This window comes from Enterobacter sp. UPMP2052, from assembly GCF_053709675.1.
This window is the reverse complement of sequence record NZ_JBSKJR010000019.1, coordinates 15,417-34,014: the sequence shown is the minus strand read 5'-3', so window position 1 is coordinate 34,014 and position 18,598 is coordinate 15,417. Positions and strand designations below refer to the sequence as shown.

17 protein-coding genes are annotated in these 18,598 nt (G+C 53.6%); all 17 read right to left on the bottom strand.

Features of this window, described 5'->3' with window-relative positions; all coding sequences use genetic code 11:
* Positions 1-239 precede the first annotated feature (239 nt).
* The 17 genes from traG to ACWKX3_RS23315 all read right to left on the bottom strand — a co-directional run bounded on the left by traG (position 240) and on the right by ACWKX3_RS23315 (position 18,580).
* Positions 240-3,104 carry a conjugal transfer mating-pair stabilization protein TraG gene (traG, locus tag ACWKX3_RS23395; protein ID WP_454542591.1) on the bottom strand — a complete coding sequence of 955 codons (2,865 nt, stop codon included), beginning with the start codon at positions 3,102-3,104 and terminating at the stop codon, positions 240-242.
* Positions 3,104-4,471, bottom strand: a complete 1,368-nt coding sequence (gene traH, locus ACWKX3_RS23390) for a conjugal transfer pilus assembly protein TraH (protein ID WP_454542603.1) — start codon at positions 4,469-4,471, stop codon at positions 3,104-3,106. The genes traG and traH overlap by 1 nt, the downstream gene beginning before the upstream one ends.
* Positions 4,472-4,579: 108 nt before the next feature.
* On the bottom strand, positions 4,580-5,035 hold the full coding sequence (gene traF / locus ACWKX3_RS23385; protein WP_454542602.1) for a conjugal transfer protein TraF: 456 nt from the start codon (positions 5,033-5,035) through the stop codon (positions 4,580-4,582).
* Positions 5,036-5,152: 117 nt separating this feature from the next.
* Positions 5,153-5,938: a type-F conjugative transfer system pilin assembly protein TraF gene (traF, locus tag ACWKX3_RS23380; protein ID WP_262389971.1), complete on the bottom strand. Its 786-nt coding sequence runs from the start codon at positions 5,936-5,938 to the stop codon at positions 5,153-5,155.
* Positions 5,935-7,794, bottom strand: coding sequence for a type-F conjugative transfer system mating-pair stabilization protein TraN (gene traN, locus ACWKX3_RS23375; RefSeq protein WP_454542590.1), 1,860 nt, complete (start codon positions 7,792-7,794; stop codon positions 5,935-5,937). Before traN ends, traF (ACWKX3_RS23380) begins: the two co-directional genes overlap by 4 nt.
* A complete protein-coding gene (gene trbC / locus ACWKX3_RS23370; protein WP_172980158.1) occupies positions 7,791-8,345 on the bottom strand; it encodes a type-F conjugative transfer system pilin assembly protein TrbC in 555 nt (184 codons plus the stop codon). Before trbC ends, traN begins: the two co-directional genes overlap by 4 nt.
* A gap of 18 nt (positions 8,346-8,363) precedes the next feature.
* Positions 8,364-9,353, bottom strand: a complete 990-nt coding sequence (traU, locus tag ACWKX3_RS23365) for a conjugal transfer pilus assembly protein TraU (protein ID WP_454542589.1) — start codon at positions 9,351-9,353, stop codon at positions 8,364-8,366.
* Positions 9,354-9,454: 101 nt separating this feature from the next.
* Positions 9,455-10,081 carry a type-F conjugative transfer system protein TraW gene (gene traW, locus ACWKX3_RS23360; RefSeq protein ID WP_454542588.1) on the bottom strand — a complete coding sequence of 209 codons (627 nt, stop codon included), beginning with the start codon at positions 10,079-10,081 and terminating at the stop codon, positions 9,455-9,457.
* Positions 10,082-10,219: 138 nt separating this feature from the next.
* Positions 10,220-10,660: a type-F conjugative transfer system protein TrbI gene (gene trbI / locus ACWKX3_RS23355; protein WP_454542587.1), complete on the bottom strand. Its 441-nt coding sequence runs from the start codon at positions 10,658-10,660 to the stop codon at positions 10,220-10,222.
* Positions 10,636-13,239, bottom strand: coding sequence for a type IV secretion system protein TraC (gene traC, locus ACWKX3_RS23350; protein WP_454542586.1), 2,604 nt, complete (start codon positions 13,237-13,239; stop codon positions 10,636-10,638). Before traC ends, trbI begins: the two co-directional genes overlap by 25 nt.
* Before the next feature lie 2 nt (positions 13,240-13,241).
* Positions 13,242-13,679, bottom strand: coding sequence for a type IV conjugative transfer system lipoprotein TraV (gene traV, locus ACWKX3_RS23345; RefSeq protein WP_454542585.1), 438 nt, complete (start codon positions 13,677-13,679; stop codon positions 13,242-13,244).
* Between the two features lie 219 nt (positions 13,680-13,898).
* A complete protein-coding gene (locus ACWKX3_RS23340; RefSeq protein ID WP_454542584.1) occupies positions 13,899-15,239 on the bottom strand; it encodes a TrbI/VirB10 family protein in 1,341 nt (446 codons plus the stop codon).
* Positions 15,226-15,990, bottom strand: a complete 765-nt coding sequence (traK, locus tag ACWKX3_RS23335) for a type-F conjugative transfer system secretin TraK (RefSeq protein WP_454542583.1) — start codon at positions 15,988-15,990, stop codon at positions 15,226-15,228. The genes ACWKX3_RS23340 and traK overlap by 14 nt, the downstream gene beginning before the upstream one ends.
* Positions 15,971-16,543 carry a type IV conjugative transfer system protein TraE gene (gene traE, locus ACWKX3_RS23330; protein WP_454542582.1) on the bottom strand — a complete coding sequence of 191 codons (573 nt, stop codon included), beginning with the start codon at positions 16,541-16,543 and terminating at the stop codon, positions 15,971-15,973. The genes traK and traE overlap by 20 nt, the downstream gene beginning before the upstream one ends.
* Before the next feature lie 21 nt (positions 16,544-16,564).
* Positions 16,565-16,870: a type IV conjugative transfer system protein TraL gene (traL, locus tag ACWKX3_RS23325; RefSeq protein ID WP_046889151.1), complete on the bottom strand. Its 306-nt coding sequence runs from the start codon at positions 16,868-16,870 to the stop codon at positions 16,565-16,567.
* A 17-nt stretch (positions 16,871-16,887) separates the two neighbouring features.
* Positions 16,888-17,292 (bottom strand): type IV conjugative transfer system pilin TraA, encoded by a 405-nt coding sequence (locus ACWKX3_RS23320; RefSeq protein ID WP_454542581.1) that lies wholly within the window; start codon positions 17,290-17,292, stop codon positions 16,888-16,890.
* A gap of 550 nt (positions 17,293-17,842) precedes the next feature.
* Positions 17,843-18,580: a helix-turn-helix transcriptional regulator gene (locus tag ACWKX3_RS23315; protein ID WP_454542580.1), complete on the bottom strand. Its 738-nt coding sequence runs from the start codon at positions 18,578-18,580 to the stop codon at positions 17,843-17,845.
* Positions 18,581-18,598: the final 18 nt, after the last annotated feature.

Here is an 18,598-nt window from a genome sequence, read left to right as displayed (position 1 = left end):
AGGAAAAGTGAGTGCCCGCTCACGTCAGGATGCTAAATATTCGAATTTAAGGGCAACCTGTTCAGTGAAAGCCATCTCAGCATTTATCGCGGACCGGGAGATCTTTCTGGCTGATATACAGTGATTTTAAATCCGGGCGATGACGACGGAGTAAGGGCACTCTTTCAGGAAAACCGAGAGGATGTCATCCGATATAATGTCGTTATGGACAGTATAGTAATGCTGAATACCCGTAAGGGTTACCCGGCGTGGTTATTTTCGCCTGTAGTCTCATTGAATGTGTCTGGCGCAGAAGACACCTCCTGACGGGCCGTTTCCTTTTTCCTTGCTTCATCAAATTCTGTTTTCCCGGTCTGATAGGCCTCAGACAGATGAGCCGCATCAGCCGTTATTTTTGCCTGCCTGGCATTAATAGTCTGCTGGGCAGTTTCAAGTGATGTCCGGGATCCATGATTGTGCTCAGTAACGTCAGCCTCCAGACGGCCATCGTCGCGGGCACCCTCAACCGCGGCTGCCTGAAGGATCTCATGCTGGTGCGTATTGAAATCACGCCTGATTTTCTGCGGGGGCACGCCGGTCGGCGCAGATGACCCCGCCTCTTGTGTCGTTAGCTGCTGCCCCTTGCGATATGCGGCTTCAAGTTGGGGCATCATTCTTTCCTGCACAAATTGCGCGGCAAGCTGTTCGCGTTTTTCGCGTGCCTGTGGTGAGGAAACATCGGTCAGAATCGCATCGGCATCCGGCACCCTCTGCTTCACGTACTCCACAAATTCCTGCGTGGCATGACTGCGTATCGCCGCACTGTGATTTTCTACAAAGCTTGCGAGCCGGGCAGACTCCAGAGACCGGGTTTGTGTGTCGCTGAGCTGGGTTGCCTGAATGCGAATGTCACTGAACGTCGCGGCCATCTGGTTGACCAGTGAACCGGATGCATTTTCTGTGTGGCTGCTGTTATCGGTGACGCGGTGGCTGGTGATGACATCCATACCGTGGCGTATATCCCTCAGATCCTGAACGCTGAAATCCTGTGACTGACCCTGGCGATGGCTGATTTCGCTGCTGACGCCATGGCTGGTTCCGCGTTGCCCGCTGGCATCCACTCTGGTATGCATATCCGCACCTGCACTCACCCCGGTGCCGAGACGGGCCAGTTTGCCAAAAATCTCATCCCCGGAGTCAATTTTCGCGTACGCCCCCGCCCCGGCACTGAGTACGAGATGCTGACTTTTCTCCATTGCCGCCCGGAGGGCTTCCGACTCGCTGACGTGATTGTCGCGGGCATAGCGTGAGACCACACTCTGAAGCTGGCTGATCGCCTGCGCATCACTGGTACTGACACTCTGGTCTGTCCCCTGGCTGACAGTATCGCAGTGACCACGCTGACGTGCCCACTGCGACAACTGTGATACCCCTGAGTTAATCGTTTGTCCCAGCGAGGTCGTCAGATTGTGCAACTGCCCCTGCGCCTCACGCTCCTGGCGCTGAAATCCACTCACCGCAGCGCGATCCAGCTGAATATCGACAGGCAGACGCGATATCGCGGTACTGGTATCGTAGACTGCACTGCCGTCCGGGGTCTGGCTGGCCATCGCGCCATTTGCCAGCTGCGTGGTCGCCATCCCGCTGCGTCGGGCATAGTTCGTATCCCATTTATTCCCCGCAACATTGTCCGTTTGCAGATTATTGAATGCCCATATGCCGTCACCGGCACGCGCGGATTCAGATGAGGCGGTGCTGTTCATGGCCGTCCCCAGGTAGTTGCCCGCCTGCGATACGACGCTGCCCAGCCCTTTGACCAGCCCCATGGCCAGAAACGGGACAGACAGCGACAGCCAGCCGGCAATGGCACCGATATCGGCATGGGTCTGCTGAATAACGGACAGATTTGCCAGGCAGAAACTGAGGGAGTGGGTTTTACTGGTCAGCCATGCACTGACGGCATAGTTCAGGATGGCAAACATAGGACCCCAGGCCTGGAGATAAATCAGGGTGAAGAGAAACCCTTTAAGAACCTGAAGCGTCAGAGAATGAAGGGTCGCCAGCAGAATAATCACCGGGAATAGGCCGATCACCATCGCCAGCAGGACGGTGTTCATCAGCGGCAGATACGTCGTGGCGATACTGCCGGAGGTAATCTGACTCAGACGCATTTTGGCGTAGGAAGACTGCGTGGCGAGGTTAATCAGCCCGGCGGCATCCCCGTTATGCGCACTGTAGGTTGAAATACCCTGTTTAAGGCCATTCATCACCACCGCAGACCGCATGATCTGACTCGCCGTTGCCCCCCCGCTGTAATAGTAATTGTAGCTGTCTGCCATCAGCGTACCGAACAGGGCGCTGCTGTTCGCTCTGGCGCCGGTAATCCGGGAAACGTAATACTCCCAGGTTTTACCGCCTGACAGGGTATCGGCATTCAACTGAGGTTTCAGCACACGACTGGCCAGCTCCTCACAGGTCCAGAAACCTTCCCGGTTTGCGAGTGTATTACCCGCAGGCACCATCACGCCGCGCAATGGGCTGGGCTGGCTGAAAATGAGCGCATAGGGATCTGTGCTCGTCATGAGCGCCTGAAAGGAGTACTTGTGGTTAAGCAATATGTCACCCACCACGCAGTTTCGAACATAGTCTGTAAACAGTTCCGCCAGATCACCGTTCCGGAACATGAAATCCGTGGCCGCTCCCACCAGATTTGCGCCAAACAACATGCCGGTTTTACTGTACGTCACCGAATCCGGGACGTGGTATACCGTCTCAAACGCCTCTGTCAGTGCCGTCCCCAGAGTTGTGATAAATTTTGCGGGTGCGGCCAGCCCGAGCGGGACATGCTCAACGGTATGAATACTGGAGGCATCCGTACGATCGATGATTTGTACTGTGCGTTTAGGAACCATCAGAATGCTGGTCAACAGGATAAACGCCATCAGAAATTTAATAACCTCCAGCGGATCCTGACCCCGGAGATAGAAGGAGAATAACACCATTGCGGACATCAGCGCGGCGATCCGAAACATTGAGGACCACTCTGTGGTGCCCATCAGCGTCGCGACGCCGTTAAAAACTGTCCCGAGGAACTCTCCTCCGGTCAGGACATAGACCGTATCCATCAGAGTCCCCCCTGATTCCCGGTGAAACGATAGTTCTGCTGATAGCGTTCCAGCAACTGACTGGACGTTGCCTGTCGCAGGTAGTTCATTTGCCGGTCCAGGTCGATGAGCGCATCGGCTTTGGTCTGCACCTGTTGCTGAAGGGCCTCCACCTGGGCCGAGGCTTCGGTGACATTTTTACGCAATGCCACCATCTGGGGGTCGGGATAGTTTCTGCTGCTCATCTGCATTCTGGCCTGATCGACAAGCTCTTTCAGGTACTGCAGAAGCATGTCATAGGCTATGTAGTCTGACAGTCTGGACAGCATATTTACATTGAGATCCAGCTGCATAGGATCGATGAGGTAGCGCAATACCGGCACTGAGGTGCTCTGGATGAACCCCTTTTCTGTCTCTGTCAGTCCTTCATCCGTGCGCAATTTGTCGCGGATCCCCGCAATCAGGGTTTCGACCTTTCTGACCAGCGCATTGTTTGCACTGACCGTGACGTACCCTGTCTTCGTTTTCAGACAGTCACCCTGCGAAACACACCGCTGGATCTGAACGCCACCGCCATACATAAGCGCCCGAATCAGGTCAGGATGATCGACCAGAGGAACCAGCACAGAAGGCGTCCCGTTACCATCGTAAATGAGGGTCCCGGTCAGATTCATCACCAGCTCCTTCAGCTCAGGATCGTCGCCGAACATGGCATTGCTGCTGAGAATTTCCCACATCAGATTTTTACTGCGCAGAACCAGATCTTTCTCCTGGGGACTCGCGTTATTCAAGACGTGGCCCATCTCCCCGCCTACGGTGCATCCCTGACGGGAGGCCGCCCAGTCTGCAAATAAATTATGATCGCCGGCGATATCCTGGCAGACCTTCTGTTGCGACACCTGTGTGCGTGGCCAGAGGCCGCCGATGATTCCCTGTGCTGCCTGGCAGCTGGAGATATTCATACTGTTGAGGTCCGTTGCGATCTTTTGCAGATAGTCTTTGGCGTCTTTGAGTTCCGGAGCCACAGTCTGCAAGGCAAGATCGAAAAAATACCCCTGCGAATTGGCCATCAGGTTTTTCACAAACTGCTGCAGCTGATCGCTGTTAATGAAGGAAAATGCACCGAGGTAAGCATCAATCCCGCCACACCCCGCCGTCAGTGATGGCGGAGACAATGACATCACCTGAATCTGTTTGACCTGGTTACGCAAAAACAGATTCCCTCCCGTGACATAGCCTGCGGCCTGACCCTGCCAGGCTGCAGCCCCGGTTGCATTTCCCTCAAACCCCAGTTTATTGAAGAACGTATTCAGGTCACTGTCCACGCTGGCAAAGGCGGAAGCGCTCGCGGCAACGATCAGTGATCCAGCGAGAAAAATTTTCAACATGATGGTTATCTCTGGTGCATGAGAGTCGACGATGGCATAGCGAAGCATGGCCACAGGACGTAAAGGCAACGCTTAAATCCGCTGTCGATAAGGGATAAGCGCGACCGGTTAATCCGGCGAAGCGTTAAGGATCTGAGTAATGCGCTGCCTTACTGCAGGCATGTCTGCTATGCCGAGCGCCAGCGGCCAGGCCTGAAGGGTATTCACGTTTACAAGGAATGTCGCCGGCGTCACGACGGGTTGTCCGACGCCATAGAATGCCTCAATCACCATCTGCGGAGCCGGAATAGCCCGGGGAAAACTGGCATCTCCGAGACCGTCCAGGGTATACGGGAATACTTTGAGTCCGGTTTGCAGGGACAGCTGCGCCAGTTGCGGATCGAACTGCTGACAGAAGTGGCACCTTCCCTGCATGAACAACACAATCAGGTAGTCCCTCTTAAGAGGCTGAGAATAGAGAGCATCAGGCGGTGGACCTTGACCCTCATCACCGTAGCGTATGACGTCAGGGCTGAGGGGAAGTGCGCTCCGCTGCGCGGATTCAGCGTTTCCTGCCTCCAGCATCCGGCGCACATCCCGTGTAGCGGCATGGAGACAACATGCGCCACTTGTCAGGATCAGGAGGGCCATTTTGCCCCATCGGAATAACACCATTCACCTCCTTTCTGTTCCAGAGAGTGTTCAGTACTGTGCCTTGAAGTCCGTTGCCACATCGAGAAAACGTCGGGCGAGATCGTCCTGCGTCATAAAACCGTATACCAGCGGCTGAACATGCCCCATCTTTGGGTCAACCAGAAGGACGGCAGGAAGATAACTGACCCCCAGACGACGCGCTTGTCCACTGTCCGCTCGCGTCTGAGGGAGCGACTCGCTGCGCGTGCCATCCACACTCACCGGGATAAGCGACAAGCCGTACTGCGTGGCAAATTCTTTCACGCTGGCGGCCATGAGGCTGTCGATCTGATTATGCCCGCGATAAAACAGAAAAAGCCCGTAGCGCTGACCCAGCGAATGGATGGCCATTAACTGCCTCTGGTGACTCTCATTTTGCTGCAGAGTGGCCGTGCGGTTATAGCGACTATGCTCAAGGTTGTAATCCAGCGCCGGGTAATCCAGCAGGGCTTTTTTGGCCGTCTGCGTGAACTGGCCGGAAAGACGTATCAGATAAGCCTGCAGACGCAAAAAATCTGCCGCGTGCTGTTCCGAAGGTGAAAGAATGGCGCGGTAAAGTCGCTGTTGCGTCAGCTTTTTCAACAGGACCATCTGCAGGGTCGGAGAAAGGCGGCTGAGGGGAATGTTCTTCTGGGTGTCCGCCTCGTCTTCAGGCCGGGGTTCGTTGTACCAGTGCCAGCCAACAATGGGTCGTTCAACATAGGTATTTATCGTGGCAGGCCCCATGGCGGAGTCCTCGCCCTTCGCAACAGGGACGTTCACAAAGATGAGCAGCCCAATCAAAAAGACCTTCACTGAGCACCGTCCTTCATTTTGTCTGTGATTTGCTGTTTTATCCGTTCGATCAGCAACTGGTCTTCCGGAAGCGTGGTGCCATTTTCAAGATCATCATAAAAATCAGCAAAGTTCATGGCACTGAAATCAAGATGCTGTAGCTCAGCCACACTCAGCCCCCGGCAGTCGGGTGATTCCCCGCGCCCGAATCCTTTCCCAAGCTGCCCCCGTCGTCCCTGCTCCTGAATGATTTTTGCGAGCTTACTGTCAAACTGGCAGTATCCTTCTTTCCTCTCGGTGCACACGCCCAGGATCTTGTGCGCGCAGTATCCCCCGACATAGATGGTCAACTTCCGTGCTTTTGCCTGTCCCAGCGCCTTTTCCTCCGAACTGCAACTGGCAAGCCCCGTATCCTGCCCCCAGCCGCTATCCCTGCAGCAGTTACTGAATCCAGCCATAGCTTTACGACAGCTTATGGCCCTGCCGGTGAAAGCCGACACGTTCATGCTGTTCAGTTGAGCCACGTCCTTTCCTGCCGCGGCCAGTGCCGCAAGACCAGATACGGCGGAGCGAAAATCAGCGTTCGCCTTGTTTTCTGCGTGATCGCAGCTGCCGTCAGCACACACCAGCTCGCCCCCACACAGGTGCGCGGTGCTACGGGTGTGTTTTTCACAGGAGAAGACCACATGTTCACGCAGACAGGTATCACTGAGCGATGCAATGCAGGCAATACTGCCCACAGTGCAGGCGGGATTTTTCATGTAGGGGTCGCAGGTCCCGTTATCCGGCGATTGTGAAATATAGGTATCGGTGTACTGCCAGCAAGCGCTGTGCAAGGTAAGTGGCTGTCCGTTAACGATAAAGGTTCGGTTTCCGCCCGGCGAGGTACACACGCTGCCGGTCTTGACCTGCTCAGTCGGATCAAATGGACAGGTCTCCGTCCACACCACGTCCGGCACCCACTTTTTCTCTCTGACCTGCATCTCGAGCGTGAGGCTCATTTGACCGTCAGAGCCGTTTTTCAACCAGTTTAACGTCTTCCGGGCATAATTCTGGCAGCGGGACGGATTCCCGCGCAGACAGTTTTGATTTTCAATCTCTCCGACCGGAGAGAATCGTTCCTGACTGAGGGTTGCCCCCGTCGCACCGGTTAAGACCCATGTGTTCTCCTTTTTGGCCACGGACTCGGCGTTCACTCCCCACCAGCGCATGCGGTAGGAGAGATTTCTGTCAGTAAAATGCAGGGTAAGCGTGGCACGGATCACTGTTCCTGATGCGGGTGCACGAAACTGAAATGTCACGCGTTTGTCGCCATCGTAGCGGTAGACAATATCGTTATTGCGCATGCTGAACGTTTTCGTGATAACGATATCTTCGGCGTGTCCCCCGCCCGGCCCGGCATTTCGGGTGCAGGTAAGCTCTACAGCAGGCGTGCGCTCACAGGTAAAACGGCTAATCTGCGTGTTATTGATCTCGACGTCGCGACACTGCGTGTCGGTGTCCTGCGTCAGGCTCTCCGCCTTATCCTCAACCTCCAGCGAGCCGTGGATAAAGGGAGCATCCGTTGAAATCCGGTCTGGTGGACGATGCTTGATCACATCCAGCAGGGCTTTGCCTGCCTCAGTGTGATTCATCTCCCGGGTACCCTTACTGTCAAGCGCACTATTCTGGTCTGCCGTTATCCCACCATACAATTTCGACTGTTCCGGCCTATCCGTAAAGCCAGGGATTAATGCCGCCGGATCGGCATTTTTCAGGGTGTCCAGTCCCTTTCCCTTTTCACCGTTGGCGTAATGGGAGGCATCGTCATACTGCGTATTGGCCAGGGCGCATGCGCAGCAAAAGATGCCGGCAAGGACACTTAATATGGGTTTCATTTGACCTCCCGTATTCCAGCCAGAAACTGTCGGGCAACGTCGCGACACTCTCCTTCTTCAGCAATGCGTGCCAGCGCCTCCTTTATTCGGAGATTGCCGGTTAAGCGGTCATACCCTGCCTCACAGGTCACCACCAGGGCGGGCACCGCGCTGATGTCATAACGTTCAAACAACAGGGGATCAATCTGAACACCGCCGGCATTTTCTGTCCTTATGAGTTCAAAAAGCACCTGTACCGTTTCGTGAAAATCATTATTGATAAGACCATTGACCAGCACGGGAACATGAAGATGGCTGGCCTGCGCTATCATCAGCTTCAGGCCATCGCGCGGCACAGAAAAAGAGAGAAAATACAGTATCTGGCGCGCATCTCCCTCAGCGGCTGGCCGAAACGGTTTCCCGGCGACGGTCGCATTCGGTGAAAAGACAACGGGTGATCGGAGAGCTCGCGCCTGTGGGATCGGGTGGGGTAATCGCAGGGATTCGTCCAGGCTCAGAGCCTGCGCACAGGTAGCGGTCAGCAGCCCACCAGACAGCAGGATAACGATCATATTTTGCATGAGGAGATCTCAAAGAAAAACGCAGTTGCGTTTGCGCCAGATGAGGTAACCGAAGTTCTGCCGGCTGGCCGGTGTGGCATGGCCGGCTTCCCAGGCCATCACGGTTCGGCCAAAGGGGTGACACCGTGCCGAATCGGGGTACATATTCACCATCTGATACCGGAAGCGGTCTTTTGGCATGACCGGAGAGGGGTATTCAAAACACACTTTATTGTTCTGACCCACGCTGTTCATGATCATGCCCTGCCGGTGCAGTTTGTATGCCATGCGTTCTGACAGCAGCACACTGGCTGCCTGCGGGCTGGCCTGGTCAGGAACAAACCCCGTGAAAGGATAAAGACTCCCGTGTGAACCGGCACACCAGAACAGAGAGTTGAGGGGCATGGATACCGCGCTGGCCAGGGCATCCGCAGCACAGGCTCCCTGAGCGATGGGGTTCGCAAACAGAAACGCCTCGGGAGACAGTACCGACGCCAGCGAACTGTCATTCCAGGTGGGGTCCAGTTCGGAAAGATACCCGATGTCCATATCGCCTCCCTGCATACACCCGAGATCGGTAATAATATTGAGCCACCAGGTCAGCGGGTATTTGTACCAGTGGACGTGATAAAACGCGGCAGTATCATCCCCACCCTGACGTTTTCCACCACCACTGCCAAGTTTGCCGGCAGAGATACTGAACCCGCCCAGATTCACCATGCAATATGGGGCCCGGGTCACGTCGGTGAGAGCAAAGGGTTCCCAGTACCCAATCGCAATACCAATACGGTAAAGCTCACTGACCGGGCAGATCTGTACAGGACTGGACGGATTCTCGGTATCTGGTTCATTGCCGGCCGCCACCGGTACATTGCCAATCGTCAGGGGGAAAAGGCATCGCCAGCAGATATCGGTGATCGGATTGACAAAATGTCCCTGACACTCCGGTGCAGAAGCCCGTACTGTCGCTCCGGCACTGAGTAATGCCACCAGCGCCAGGACGGATAATGTGTCTTTCATTCGCGTCTCCTCTCGATGTCAAACCTGACGAGGTCAGGGTGCAACAGACGTCCTCTCTCCTTGTTCCGCTGTTCCGCTGCGCGACGATCAGGGTGTTTTTTTCATTCCTTCGGCAGTGCGACGGAGGTGATTTTCAGGCGTCGTCCGTCCTGTACGACCCGGGCCGGGATATACGTTAACTGCAGCCTGCGGGATATGACGCCCTGCTGATCGAAGTAAACCCGTGAAGACAGGCTGTCCGACGCCTCCCGCACGTTTCCGTTCACCAGGATGATTTTGTAATGGGGTGTGGAAGGCTTCTGAGCCTTCATCCAGGCGATCTGTCGCTTATCATCGCCATCGATAAAATAGAGCGTGAGGTTCAGGGAAAGCGTGTCGAGGGGATTGATGCGATCACCCTGATGAACGAAGACGTGATTTCGTGCGTCCACAATGTCCTGCTCCGCGGTAAAAGTGGGATCATACCAGGAGACATGTTCCCGGGAGTCTGCTTTCAGGCCAGGTACCGGAACCGGACGAAATGCATGTGCTTCCACCCGCTGCGCAAACTGGTGCTGCAGAGCAGAGAGCGTGCCGTCGTTCATCATTGTCGCCAGTCGCGTCTGGATAAACGCGAGAAAACTCTGTTCCGCAACCGGCCAGGTATCACCCCAGGTCCCCAGATCTTTCGCCTGAGACAGTGGCGAAAGCCCAACCAGTAAAAATACCGCGATAAGGCTGTCTCTCATCGAAATTCTCCTGATTGCCCGGCTCCGGACTAAGGGCCCTGAGAGTAAGCTCACGATTGATGACGTGAACAGGCTGGTTCATAACCGGTAACGCTGTTATTCGTTAACTGTGTGATGACAAAAAATTCGCCGTTGTCATCATTGGAGCAGGTCTGGCTTTCTCATCATGGGCGCTGACGCTGCCGACATGCGTTTCGCCACGTCTGCCTGAATCTCCGGTGTGATATCCGGTGCGCCGGCGACCACCGCCGGTGCCACCAGGATGATCACGTCGTGATGTCGTTGCCAGTCAGTGAGTGCGCCGTTGAGCGCGGCACTGAAACGGCCCGTGGTTTTTTTTACCGTCTCCTCTCCGGGGTGTTGATGGCTCAACTGGGCCATAAAGCTGTTTACCGTGCCCTGCATATCAAAGGTCACCACCTCCAGCTGTCGCGAACAGAAAATGCTCACCATAAGCCACATATTCAGGAGGAGCAGAATGCCGCTGACAGCCGCCACTGATCTGGCGATACGTCGCCAGCTGCGTTGCCGGCGTCGCGACCGCATGCCTTTTGTTATCGGGATCTCTGTTGCGTCCATTTCAGAAGTAACTCCATTTCATCAGGATACTTCTGGCAGGCCAGACGCCAGACCGTCTCAGCAACACTGTTCCCCTCCCGCAGACTCTGCTCACGATATTCAAAATCTTTGCCATCCGAGGAGGACATCACCCGACTGAGCGGGTCGAGAAGCAGACGGTGATAAGAAACCTGACCGGCGACACGCAGCATAAAGGCACTGAAGTGGGCATCTTTGGCAGACGGGAAACCTTCAATGATGCTCTGTTCAGCAGGGCTGAACTGCCCTTCATTTGTCTGGTTATATTTGCGAAACGCCTCAAGGTTCTGACGCAGCAGGATCTTGAAGGACGAATTTGACCAGGCAGCTCTGGCTGCAACACTGGCCTTGTCACCATCAAAATCCTCAATTCCCTGTGTGATGGTGATATAGGCGCCGCCGTATTTCCTGGCCGTTCGGTAGCCGTTTTCAATAAAGTCGCCGATAAAACCGCTCTCACTTGCGAGCAGTTTCCAGGCTTCATCAATGATGGCGGCCTTACGTTCACTGCGTGGCGAGAGGAACATGCGCTGTTCGACATAAATCATCATGGAAAACATGATGGCGGCCAGAAGATCGGGTTTGTTCTTGAGTTTGCCCATCTCCAGTACACAAAACCGAACCGAATCATCCAGCGCCGGGTTTGGGCTGTTGAAATACTCCCCGTATATGCCGCCGGTGGTGTATTTGTGCAGGGATACGATAATTTCTTCCATCCGGTTTCGTACGGTATCGGCCGTACGATACTGATCGGATACAACCAGCGTCTTAAGATGCGCGACGACATCATCGATTAGCGCCGCATTTCTTTTTTCCATCCAGACGCTTTGCACGGCGTTCAGAAGAATGGATTTGGTGGTATCGCCAACCCGCCCTGACGGGCATGACAAAACCAGGAGTAAATCGCGAATACTTTCCGCCGATTCAACAATATTCACGACCCCTGCAAACGGGTTAAATTTCAGCTCGGTGGCGTCGAGATACACGCCCCCCACATTGGCACACAATGTTTTATAAGAATCCCCCATGTCGAAAACCCATGCCCGTCCTTCGCTCTCGAGGATCTGGCGAATAAGGGTTTGCATGAGGAAGGATTTTCCGCCCCCTGACGTCCCGCATATACCCAGGTTATAGTTGTCATTACCCAGCCCGGAGTCACTGTCAAACAGATCCAGAAACGAGAGCTGGTTGCGATAAGAGGGGATCGGCACGCCTCTGGAGCAGATCCGGTTGTCCGCGACAACGGGCATCAGATTCGCCACATTGAACGCTTCTGCCCTCAGCGTGGCACCACTGCGCTTCATATCACTCCATAACCCTTCCGGCATCATGAAGGGAAGCAGTGCGAGGTAATTACGCATCTGCATAAACGTTGGCGGGCACAACACAATCCCGTTGGCACGAAAGGTATTGTTTAATGCCAGCTCGCACATCAATGCTTTTTCGTCATCATCCTCACAAAACAGCGTGACGCTCAGGCTGTAACGCGCCAGCGCCGACTGTCCTTTCGAGAGGCGGGAGCGCAACCCATCCCACTCCCGGGCCGCCGCTTTTACGCCAGGTACCCATTTTCCGAAGGGAGAGTTTGCACGCTTGTCGTTAGTGGCAAATTTGCGCAGCGCTTCGTTCTGACTCTTTGCCTGAGGCTCCAGCTCCGTCGTCAGGGTGATGGCGAAGGGACAAGGTACGGTTGATCCGGGATCCAGGAGGTTACTGAGGTTATTTCCCGCCTGCCACAGGGCAAACTGTTGCGGGTTTTTCTCCGGCATGAAACTCATTATGCGCGTGGAGATTCGTTGACCATTAGCCGCAGAGAGGCTCTGGCGAAGACTGTCTGCCCTGACTTCAAGCGTGATTGAGGGTTCAACACACTGTGCGTTCAGTTCTTCATAGGGATCCACCTGACGGGACGGTGGCATGACCTGGTCGTGACGATAATTGATCAGCTCACGTACCAGCCCCAGTAATCCCCCATCATTGACCAGCACGGAATGCAGGCGGGCAGCAAAGAGAGATTGCTGCAGGATACTCAGCGTTTGGCCAAGCGAGCTGAAGACGCGGTCATCGAGACGACGACATTCTTCTGCGTAGCTGATAAACAGACGGTAATTACGTAGCGAGAGTGGATATCCTTTGTTATTTGGCAGACCATAGAGGGCGCCACGCTCATAAAATGCGCGGGTTATGCGTGCAAATTTGTCCGCATGTTCACCCCGCCAGCTCATCCCCGTCAGGCCCGTATCCAGCATATCACTGATGCATTTACTCCCCAGAAGCAGCACGCTGAGGGGTCTTTCACGGGGAAGCTTATTGCGCAAAAAATTGTCCAGCGCATCCACAATGCTCTCATTCGCACCGATGAGCGGTGTACATTCGAGAACAAATCCGACGGTGGCGCTGTTGATGAACATACCGGTTTCAGGGTCGAAATGCCGGTAGGGAAGCATGCTGAGCAATGAGGGATAGTCCATCTCCCTCAGCACTGCGTCCGCTTCCGGTGCTCCGTCCTTGATGTGCCAGTCGGTAAGCATGCGTCGGAAAAATTCATTGTAGAGGGTCATTTTCAGTGCCCCATCCAGTGGTCAGGTACTGCAACAAATGAGACAACAGACGGGGCATGAAAAACGTCTTCCTCATCCACCCATGCCGCAATCCACAGGCGCGCAATAACAGGGCCCGCTCTTCCGGGCAGCCTCGCGCGGGTCTGCGTGTTTGAGGCCATGACAGCGTCTGGCCCGCTGGGTGAATACACTCCCGTACCTGCCAATACGTCGGGATTGAACGAAGATGGCTTTGACGATGGGATATCAGAGAACGCTGGTATGCTGGTTTCCCCTTTTCTGCTGGCCTCAGCTGGCAGGTGCCGGGCTATCTGGTTAGCGTCCTCCATGGTCAGGCAGCGATCGTGAGCCAGCGATTGACAGTCAAAATCCGTATTCATTCCAGCGCAGCCTGAAAGCAGGCTAATACCTGTAAGCATCGCAGTCAGATTCCTGGTCATAGCTGGGTCCTGTGGGCTGAGAAAGGTTGTGAAGAATGGGGGCAGAAATCGCGTGAATACGTGTTATCCAGACAAGTTTCCAACCATCGCGCAGTTACACGTGAAACAAGCGCGAGGACGAGCGCTGGCTTTCCGACATTGAACACACATTCAGCCCATTGGGATCCGCATCTGCACTTGCATTAACATGGTCTTAAAGTGGTTCTCCGGATAACAGCCTTACTTCCATGTGGCCGGTGACGGGTTCACCGTTCCAACGGCGTCACCCAGTTTTAGCTCGTTTAACACCTCTTTCGTGATGGTGATGCCATTATCTGAAGATGTTTCTGGTGGTGTCTGCCGGGGTGATTTTGCTTCCTCTCCATCGACATACCTGAGCTGAAAACCTTCCTGAAACACTACAGAGACGGAGACGCCTGCCCCGACAGGGATGACGGGGTGATATTGTTCAGCACGCTTGATGAAATATTCCGACAGGGTCTTCCCTGCCTGGGAGGTCCCCCCGCCCAGACCCGCGCGAGCAACTTCTCCACTCGTTACGCTGTGTGAGGAGCCAAGACCGACCGTTGTTGACCCGACACTGGACATGGCGCTTCCCATGGCATCAATGGCTCCGCCGGCAAAAGCAAACCCGACTATTTTACCGTTACGTATCACGGGCGTCGCACGGATGCCGTTTTTGCCCATAAAAGAGATATGACCTTTGATTTTCTGATCGATGATCCGGTTGTGGATTCGGCATGACAACCGATCGGTGCGTAACAGCGCTCTTTCGCTGGAGATGTCGCCATACGCGGCGGCCGTCACGAAGCAACCGCGCAGATCATATTCACCGTCATTGGGGAGTATCACTTTCCCCGTCAAACGAAACTGCATGGGAGAGGAGGCACTTTCCCCCGTAACCGATGCATTCGCATCTGCGCCTTCAATCACCGTCGCGGGGGCAAAGCTGCCAGAAGGGATATAAGGCAGAGAGTGACGTTTATCGTTGTTACGGCTGTACCCGACGGTCATGGTTGACAGCTCAGACGGGTGCTGCGCACGGTCTGAGGATACCGTCTGGTTCACCGGGGGCTCCGGATAAAATGCCGTTGGGGGAGGCACTGATGCTGGTAAGGATGTGCCAACAGGAAGTTGAGGTTCGGCCCTGTCGCCCCGCAGTTTGAGCGTATCGATATGATGTTCTGAACGCAGTGAGTCCATCTGCGTCTGGAGATGTTTTAATGCATCGTTTTGCATCTGGACCGTTTTCCGGTACACCTCATTTTCTCCGGTGATCTTCGTCAGCTGCAGCTCAAACTGATTCAGTTTTTTGTCCACCTCAGATGCCGTGTGCTGCAGGTCAGCGACTGCGCTTTCACTGACCTTTTTGCCAAAGGTGGTCGAGGTCACCGCCCCGGTCATATCCGGTACAGGTTTAGCTGGCTGATTTTTTCCGGGTGCAGCCCGGGAAGGGGATCCAATGTACCAGGCTACAATACCTGCGCCTGCAAGACCCAGTAATAGTGTCACCAGCAAAGCCATCTGCTTGTTGCGTGTCATCACGTTAATATTGGCCACGATGCACCTTCCTATTCTCACTCGAGGCGGTCATCCATACAGAGGCAGCTTCGTCAGGCATTAATCGGGTTTTGAAAGGAAAAATCATCACGGCGCGAACGCCTTGTGCCTGAAATAGTGTCTCAGTGAACGCCACCACGTGACGGTCTGTATTGCGGACATTCAGCCGATAGAGACGCAGCTCTCCACCGCTCCACATGTCCACCGGCTCCACCTTGAGTCCGGTAGTTAACTGAAGCCGTGGCAGGGCGACGACCGGAGCCTTCAGAAAACCCTGCGGTGTCTTTCCCTTCAGAACAGCCTTCTGTATATCGGTCAGCAAATGGAGGTAAGGCTGCGATCTCTCCCATTGACGGGTGGACTCATTCTGCGCAGGTGTACCGGAGATGAAATGCAGCACCCGGCCCTGTCTTTTCTGCGGCAGGCCGATAACCGAGACCGTCAGTCCCCCTGCCGTGCGTAAGTAAAATGTGAAGGGCCTTGTCTGCGTTGTCATGAGCACACCCCCCCCGTTCGCCTGTCCCTGGGCCTTGTTGGCATTGACAAACATGCCCTGGACACTGTCGACAGCAATAATACGGTCCCCCGGTACGACAAACAGATTGGGGTCTGTGTTGCTGATCGCGATTCTGACTTGGCTGTCAGGTCCGACGGGAATATCAACAGGGGGCAGGGAAACGGGACTGGCAAGAACCTGGAAATTCCCGCAGGCGGCTAAAAACAGCCCGAACTTAATGTAACGCAGACGCATTTGTCTTCTCCCTGAATGCTTTGATGGTGACCATCCCCCGGCGATAACGGAGTTCCAGTCTGAGAGTCTTCTCTTCAGGCGGTTGCTTATGACTGCCTATCCATTGCTGAACAGTGCCATGAATATCCACCGTGCCTGCGGACGGGTAAGTATCCAGGCCTGAGAGATAGAATGCCGAGGTGACGTTATTTTCAATGACCCGCCGGGCTTCTTCTGCCAGGACATCCTGCATGGCAGGACGTGTCTCATTGTCGAAGAATCGCAGCAATGCCTGATGATTGGCCTTAACCGATTCAGGAGAAACGTTGTAGCGAAGCAACACTAACGATTCGGCAGTCTGCTCGAGATAGCTCGCATCCGTTCGGTTGCGGGACAGCGTGAAGGATGCATCCAGTCCCATCGGAATATAGGTTTCCTCATGACTGTTAATCAGGGCATCGATCTGTAACCAGGCCAGCGTGTTGCCACTCAGGGAGATGACAAGCAGCCCCAGGAGCATGACAAATGCGAGCGAGGTGTAACGCCCGATAACGCGGTGCGCCTTCAGTTCCACACTCTCCCTCCTACGGTTTACTCAACGAAGCCACAACCGGTATGACGAATCAGGTATTACTTTGTATCTGCCTTTGAAAAGCATCGAAGGAAAAGACCAGTAGCAAAGGTTAAATAACCAGGTGGAACCTTTGCCCTTTTTGAAATGTTTTAATCCCGTCCAGAGTATGACTGCCATGATCAGGCCGGTTACATACTGTCCCGTATAAAGGCCCCATGCCATGGGGCAAAAAACCGCGAGAGTTTCGTCTGTGGGTAATCCCACGGGACCTGACCGTTCATTCAGGGTCTGGGGAAAAATAAAGCGCGCAGCACGCGTTTCATTCATGACGGTTGGCCAGCTTATCAGCCACCCGACCGGGCGGAAATAATGGCAAACACCACTTTTGTGACCACGATGAATACCGGTATAAAAAGGAAGGTAGCCGGATTGTGGTTGCGCAGATAGAGCAGAAAAACCAGTACCGCTTCAGCCAGCATGAAGTAGTACATCATGGTGGAATCCGGACCAAACGTATCCTGAGCGTCCGCTTTGCCTGCAGAAGTCAGATCTTCTGCGTGCACCATGCCCCGTGCGGCAAGCCAGAGCAGTAGCGAAACCGCAAGATATTTTAACATGACTGGCACCAGACGACGGTTAGGCAACCTGGGGAAAAGGGCCATCATCCCAGCCATACCGCGTAAAAACCAGAACCTTTCAGGTAGCCAGGCTAAACGCTCTTCACGCTGTTTATGCAACGTCTTAACCATATTTCTTCCTCAAACAGGGTTAACAGGAGATCATATTTCTCTCGTCATGAAAGTCATTCTGGGCAATGTCTTTTGCTCGTGGACGCTACCGCCCCAGGATGTCAACCCTGTCGTGGGGAGAGCACACCCGACAACGCCTGCGACAAAAGAATTCCCCTTTTTCCTGAACGCATCACGATATTCCAGGGAAAAACTCTCCGGATATAATTTAGGCCCAGGTGATCGACGTGTTTTCACTAAACACTAAAACCGTCACCAACGCTTATTCATTATGATAAAAACAGTTCGAATAAAAAGTTAGACAGGTGTCGAGTGATAATAATCCCACAGTGCCTATAATTAAGCCTGAAGTTAACGCGTCCTCGTACCTTCGTTATTCGCAGTGAGAAAAATCAATGCCCTCACTTAAAAACCATTGTCTTTTTTATAAAAAACATTCCTTATTCAATAATAATCATTCTAAAAAATGTTGAATTGGAGAGGGAGCGTTTTTAACGCCTAAGTTTTAAGACAGGCTTCAGACAGTCACACTATGAATGGAAAAGTTTATTCATAGTCTGATGATGGCAGGTGATGAAATCAATTTTTCTGGAATACGATTGATCCATTTCTGCTCTTCTGCCGCACATAACAATCCCTCCCGATTAAAAACACCTAACTTTGCATAAACATTTCTGGCTTTGTTTTCCACAGTTTTAGGGCTTACTCCCTTATAAGACGCAATTTTTCTGATTGAGCATCCGCAAATAATCATCCATGCTGTTTCCCATTCTCCTGGCGTGACTCTGGCCAGCGCTTTCTGTCCGGATAACGTTATCAGACTGGTCCTCTTCCTTGTCGGTAATGCTCCGGGCAGCAGAGACGAAAACCAATCTATACGTTGATTACATTCCGCCAGATCGGCCAGAAAAACCATCACACCTCCCCTGTTTTTGTATTCGCAGGGCGTTAAGGTCATGATGAAAGCTCTGACGCCGTTAACATCGCAGAAAATGTTCCAGACCAAAAGATTGATTGTCTTTTTTTGTTCAGTAACCAGTGATTCAAAACTGTGTATAATTTCACTATTTCTGACCACTGTTTCTGTTACGTAATACTTAGGAAGATCAGAATCAAAAGTGCTCCCAGGGGGCAGGAAGCGAGAATTAAATCCCTCGCTGGCATCGACAATGTGATGGCTGGAATCTTTCATGTACCAGCACTTTATGGAACGTTTGTGAAAAAAATAAATATCACGATAAAGCTGTTGAGCTTCGGTTTCATCTTGTGGGTCTTTCTGCGCCTGCATATTCAGCTCCTCAAATAT

Coding starts and splice junctions, on each gene's coding strand:
- trbI (WP_454542587.1), bottom strand. CDS start 10,660: ATGGACGCAACAGAGATCCCGATAACAAAAGGCATGCGGTCGCGACGC.
- traC (WP_454542586.1), bottom strand. CDS start 13,239: ATGACCCTCTACAATGAATTTTTCCGACGCATGCTTACCGACTGGCAC.
- traW (WP_454542588.1), bottom strand. CDS start 10,081: ATGAGAGACAGCCTTATCGCGGTATTTTTACTGGTTGGGCTTTCGCCA.
- traL (WP_046889151.1), bottom strand. CDS start 16,870: ATGAATGAAACGCGTGCTGCGCGCTTTATTTTTCCCCAGACCCTGAAT.
- traF (WP_454542602.1), bottom strand. CDS start 5,035: ATGCTGGAGGCAGGAAACGCTGAATCCGCGCAGCGGAGCGCACTTCCC.
- traN (WP_454542590.1), bottom strand. CDS start 7,794: ATGAAACCCATATTAAGTGTCCTTGCCGGCATCTTTTGCTGCGCATGC.
- traV (WP_454542585.1), bottom strand. CDS start 13,679: ATGACCAGGAATCTGACTGCGATGCTTACAGGTATTAGCCTGCTTTCA.
- traU (WP_454542589.1), bottom strand. CDS start 9,353: ATGAAAGACACATTATCCGTCCTGGCGCTGGTGGCATTACTCAGTGCC.
- traK (WP_454542583.1), bottom strand. CDS start 15,990: ATGCGTCTGCGTTACATTAAGTTCGGGCTGTTTTTAGCCGCCTGCGGG.
- ACWKX3_RS23320 (WP_454542581.1), bottom strand. CDS start 17,292: ATGGTTAAGACGTTGCATAAACAGCGTGAAGAGCGTTTAGCCTGGCTA.
- ACWKX3_RS23315 (WP_454542580.1), bottom strand. CDS start 18,580: ATGCAGGCGCAGAAAGACCCACAAGATGAAACCGAAGCTCAACAGCTT.
- traG (WP_454542591.1), bottom strand. CDS start 3,104: ATGGATACGGTCTATGTCCTGACCGGAGGAGAGTTCCTCGGGACAGTT.
- trbC (WP_172980158.1), bottom strand. CDS start 8,345: ATGATCGTTATCCTGCTGTCTGGTGGGCTGCTGACCGCTACCTGTGCG.
- traH (WP_454542603.1), bottom strand. CDS start 4,471: ATGTTGAAAATTTTTCTCGCTGGATCACTGATCGTTGCCGCGAGCGCT.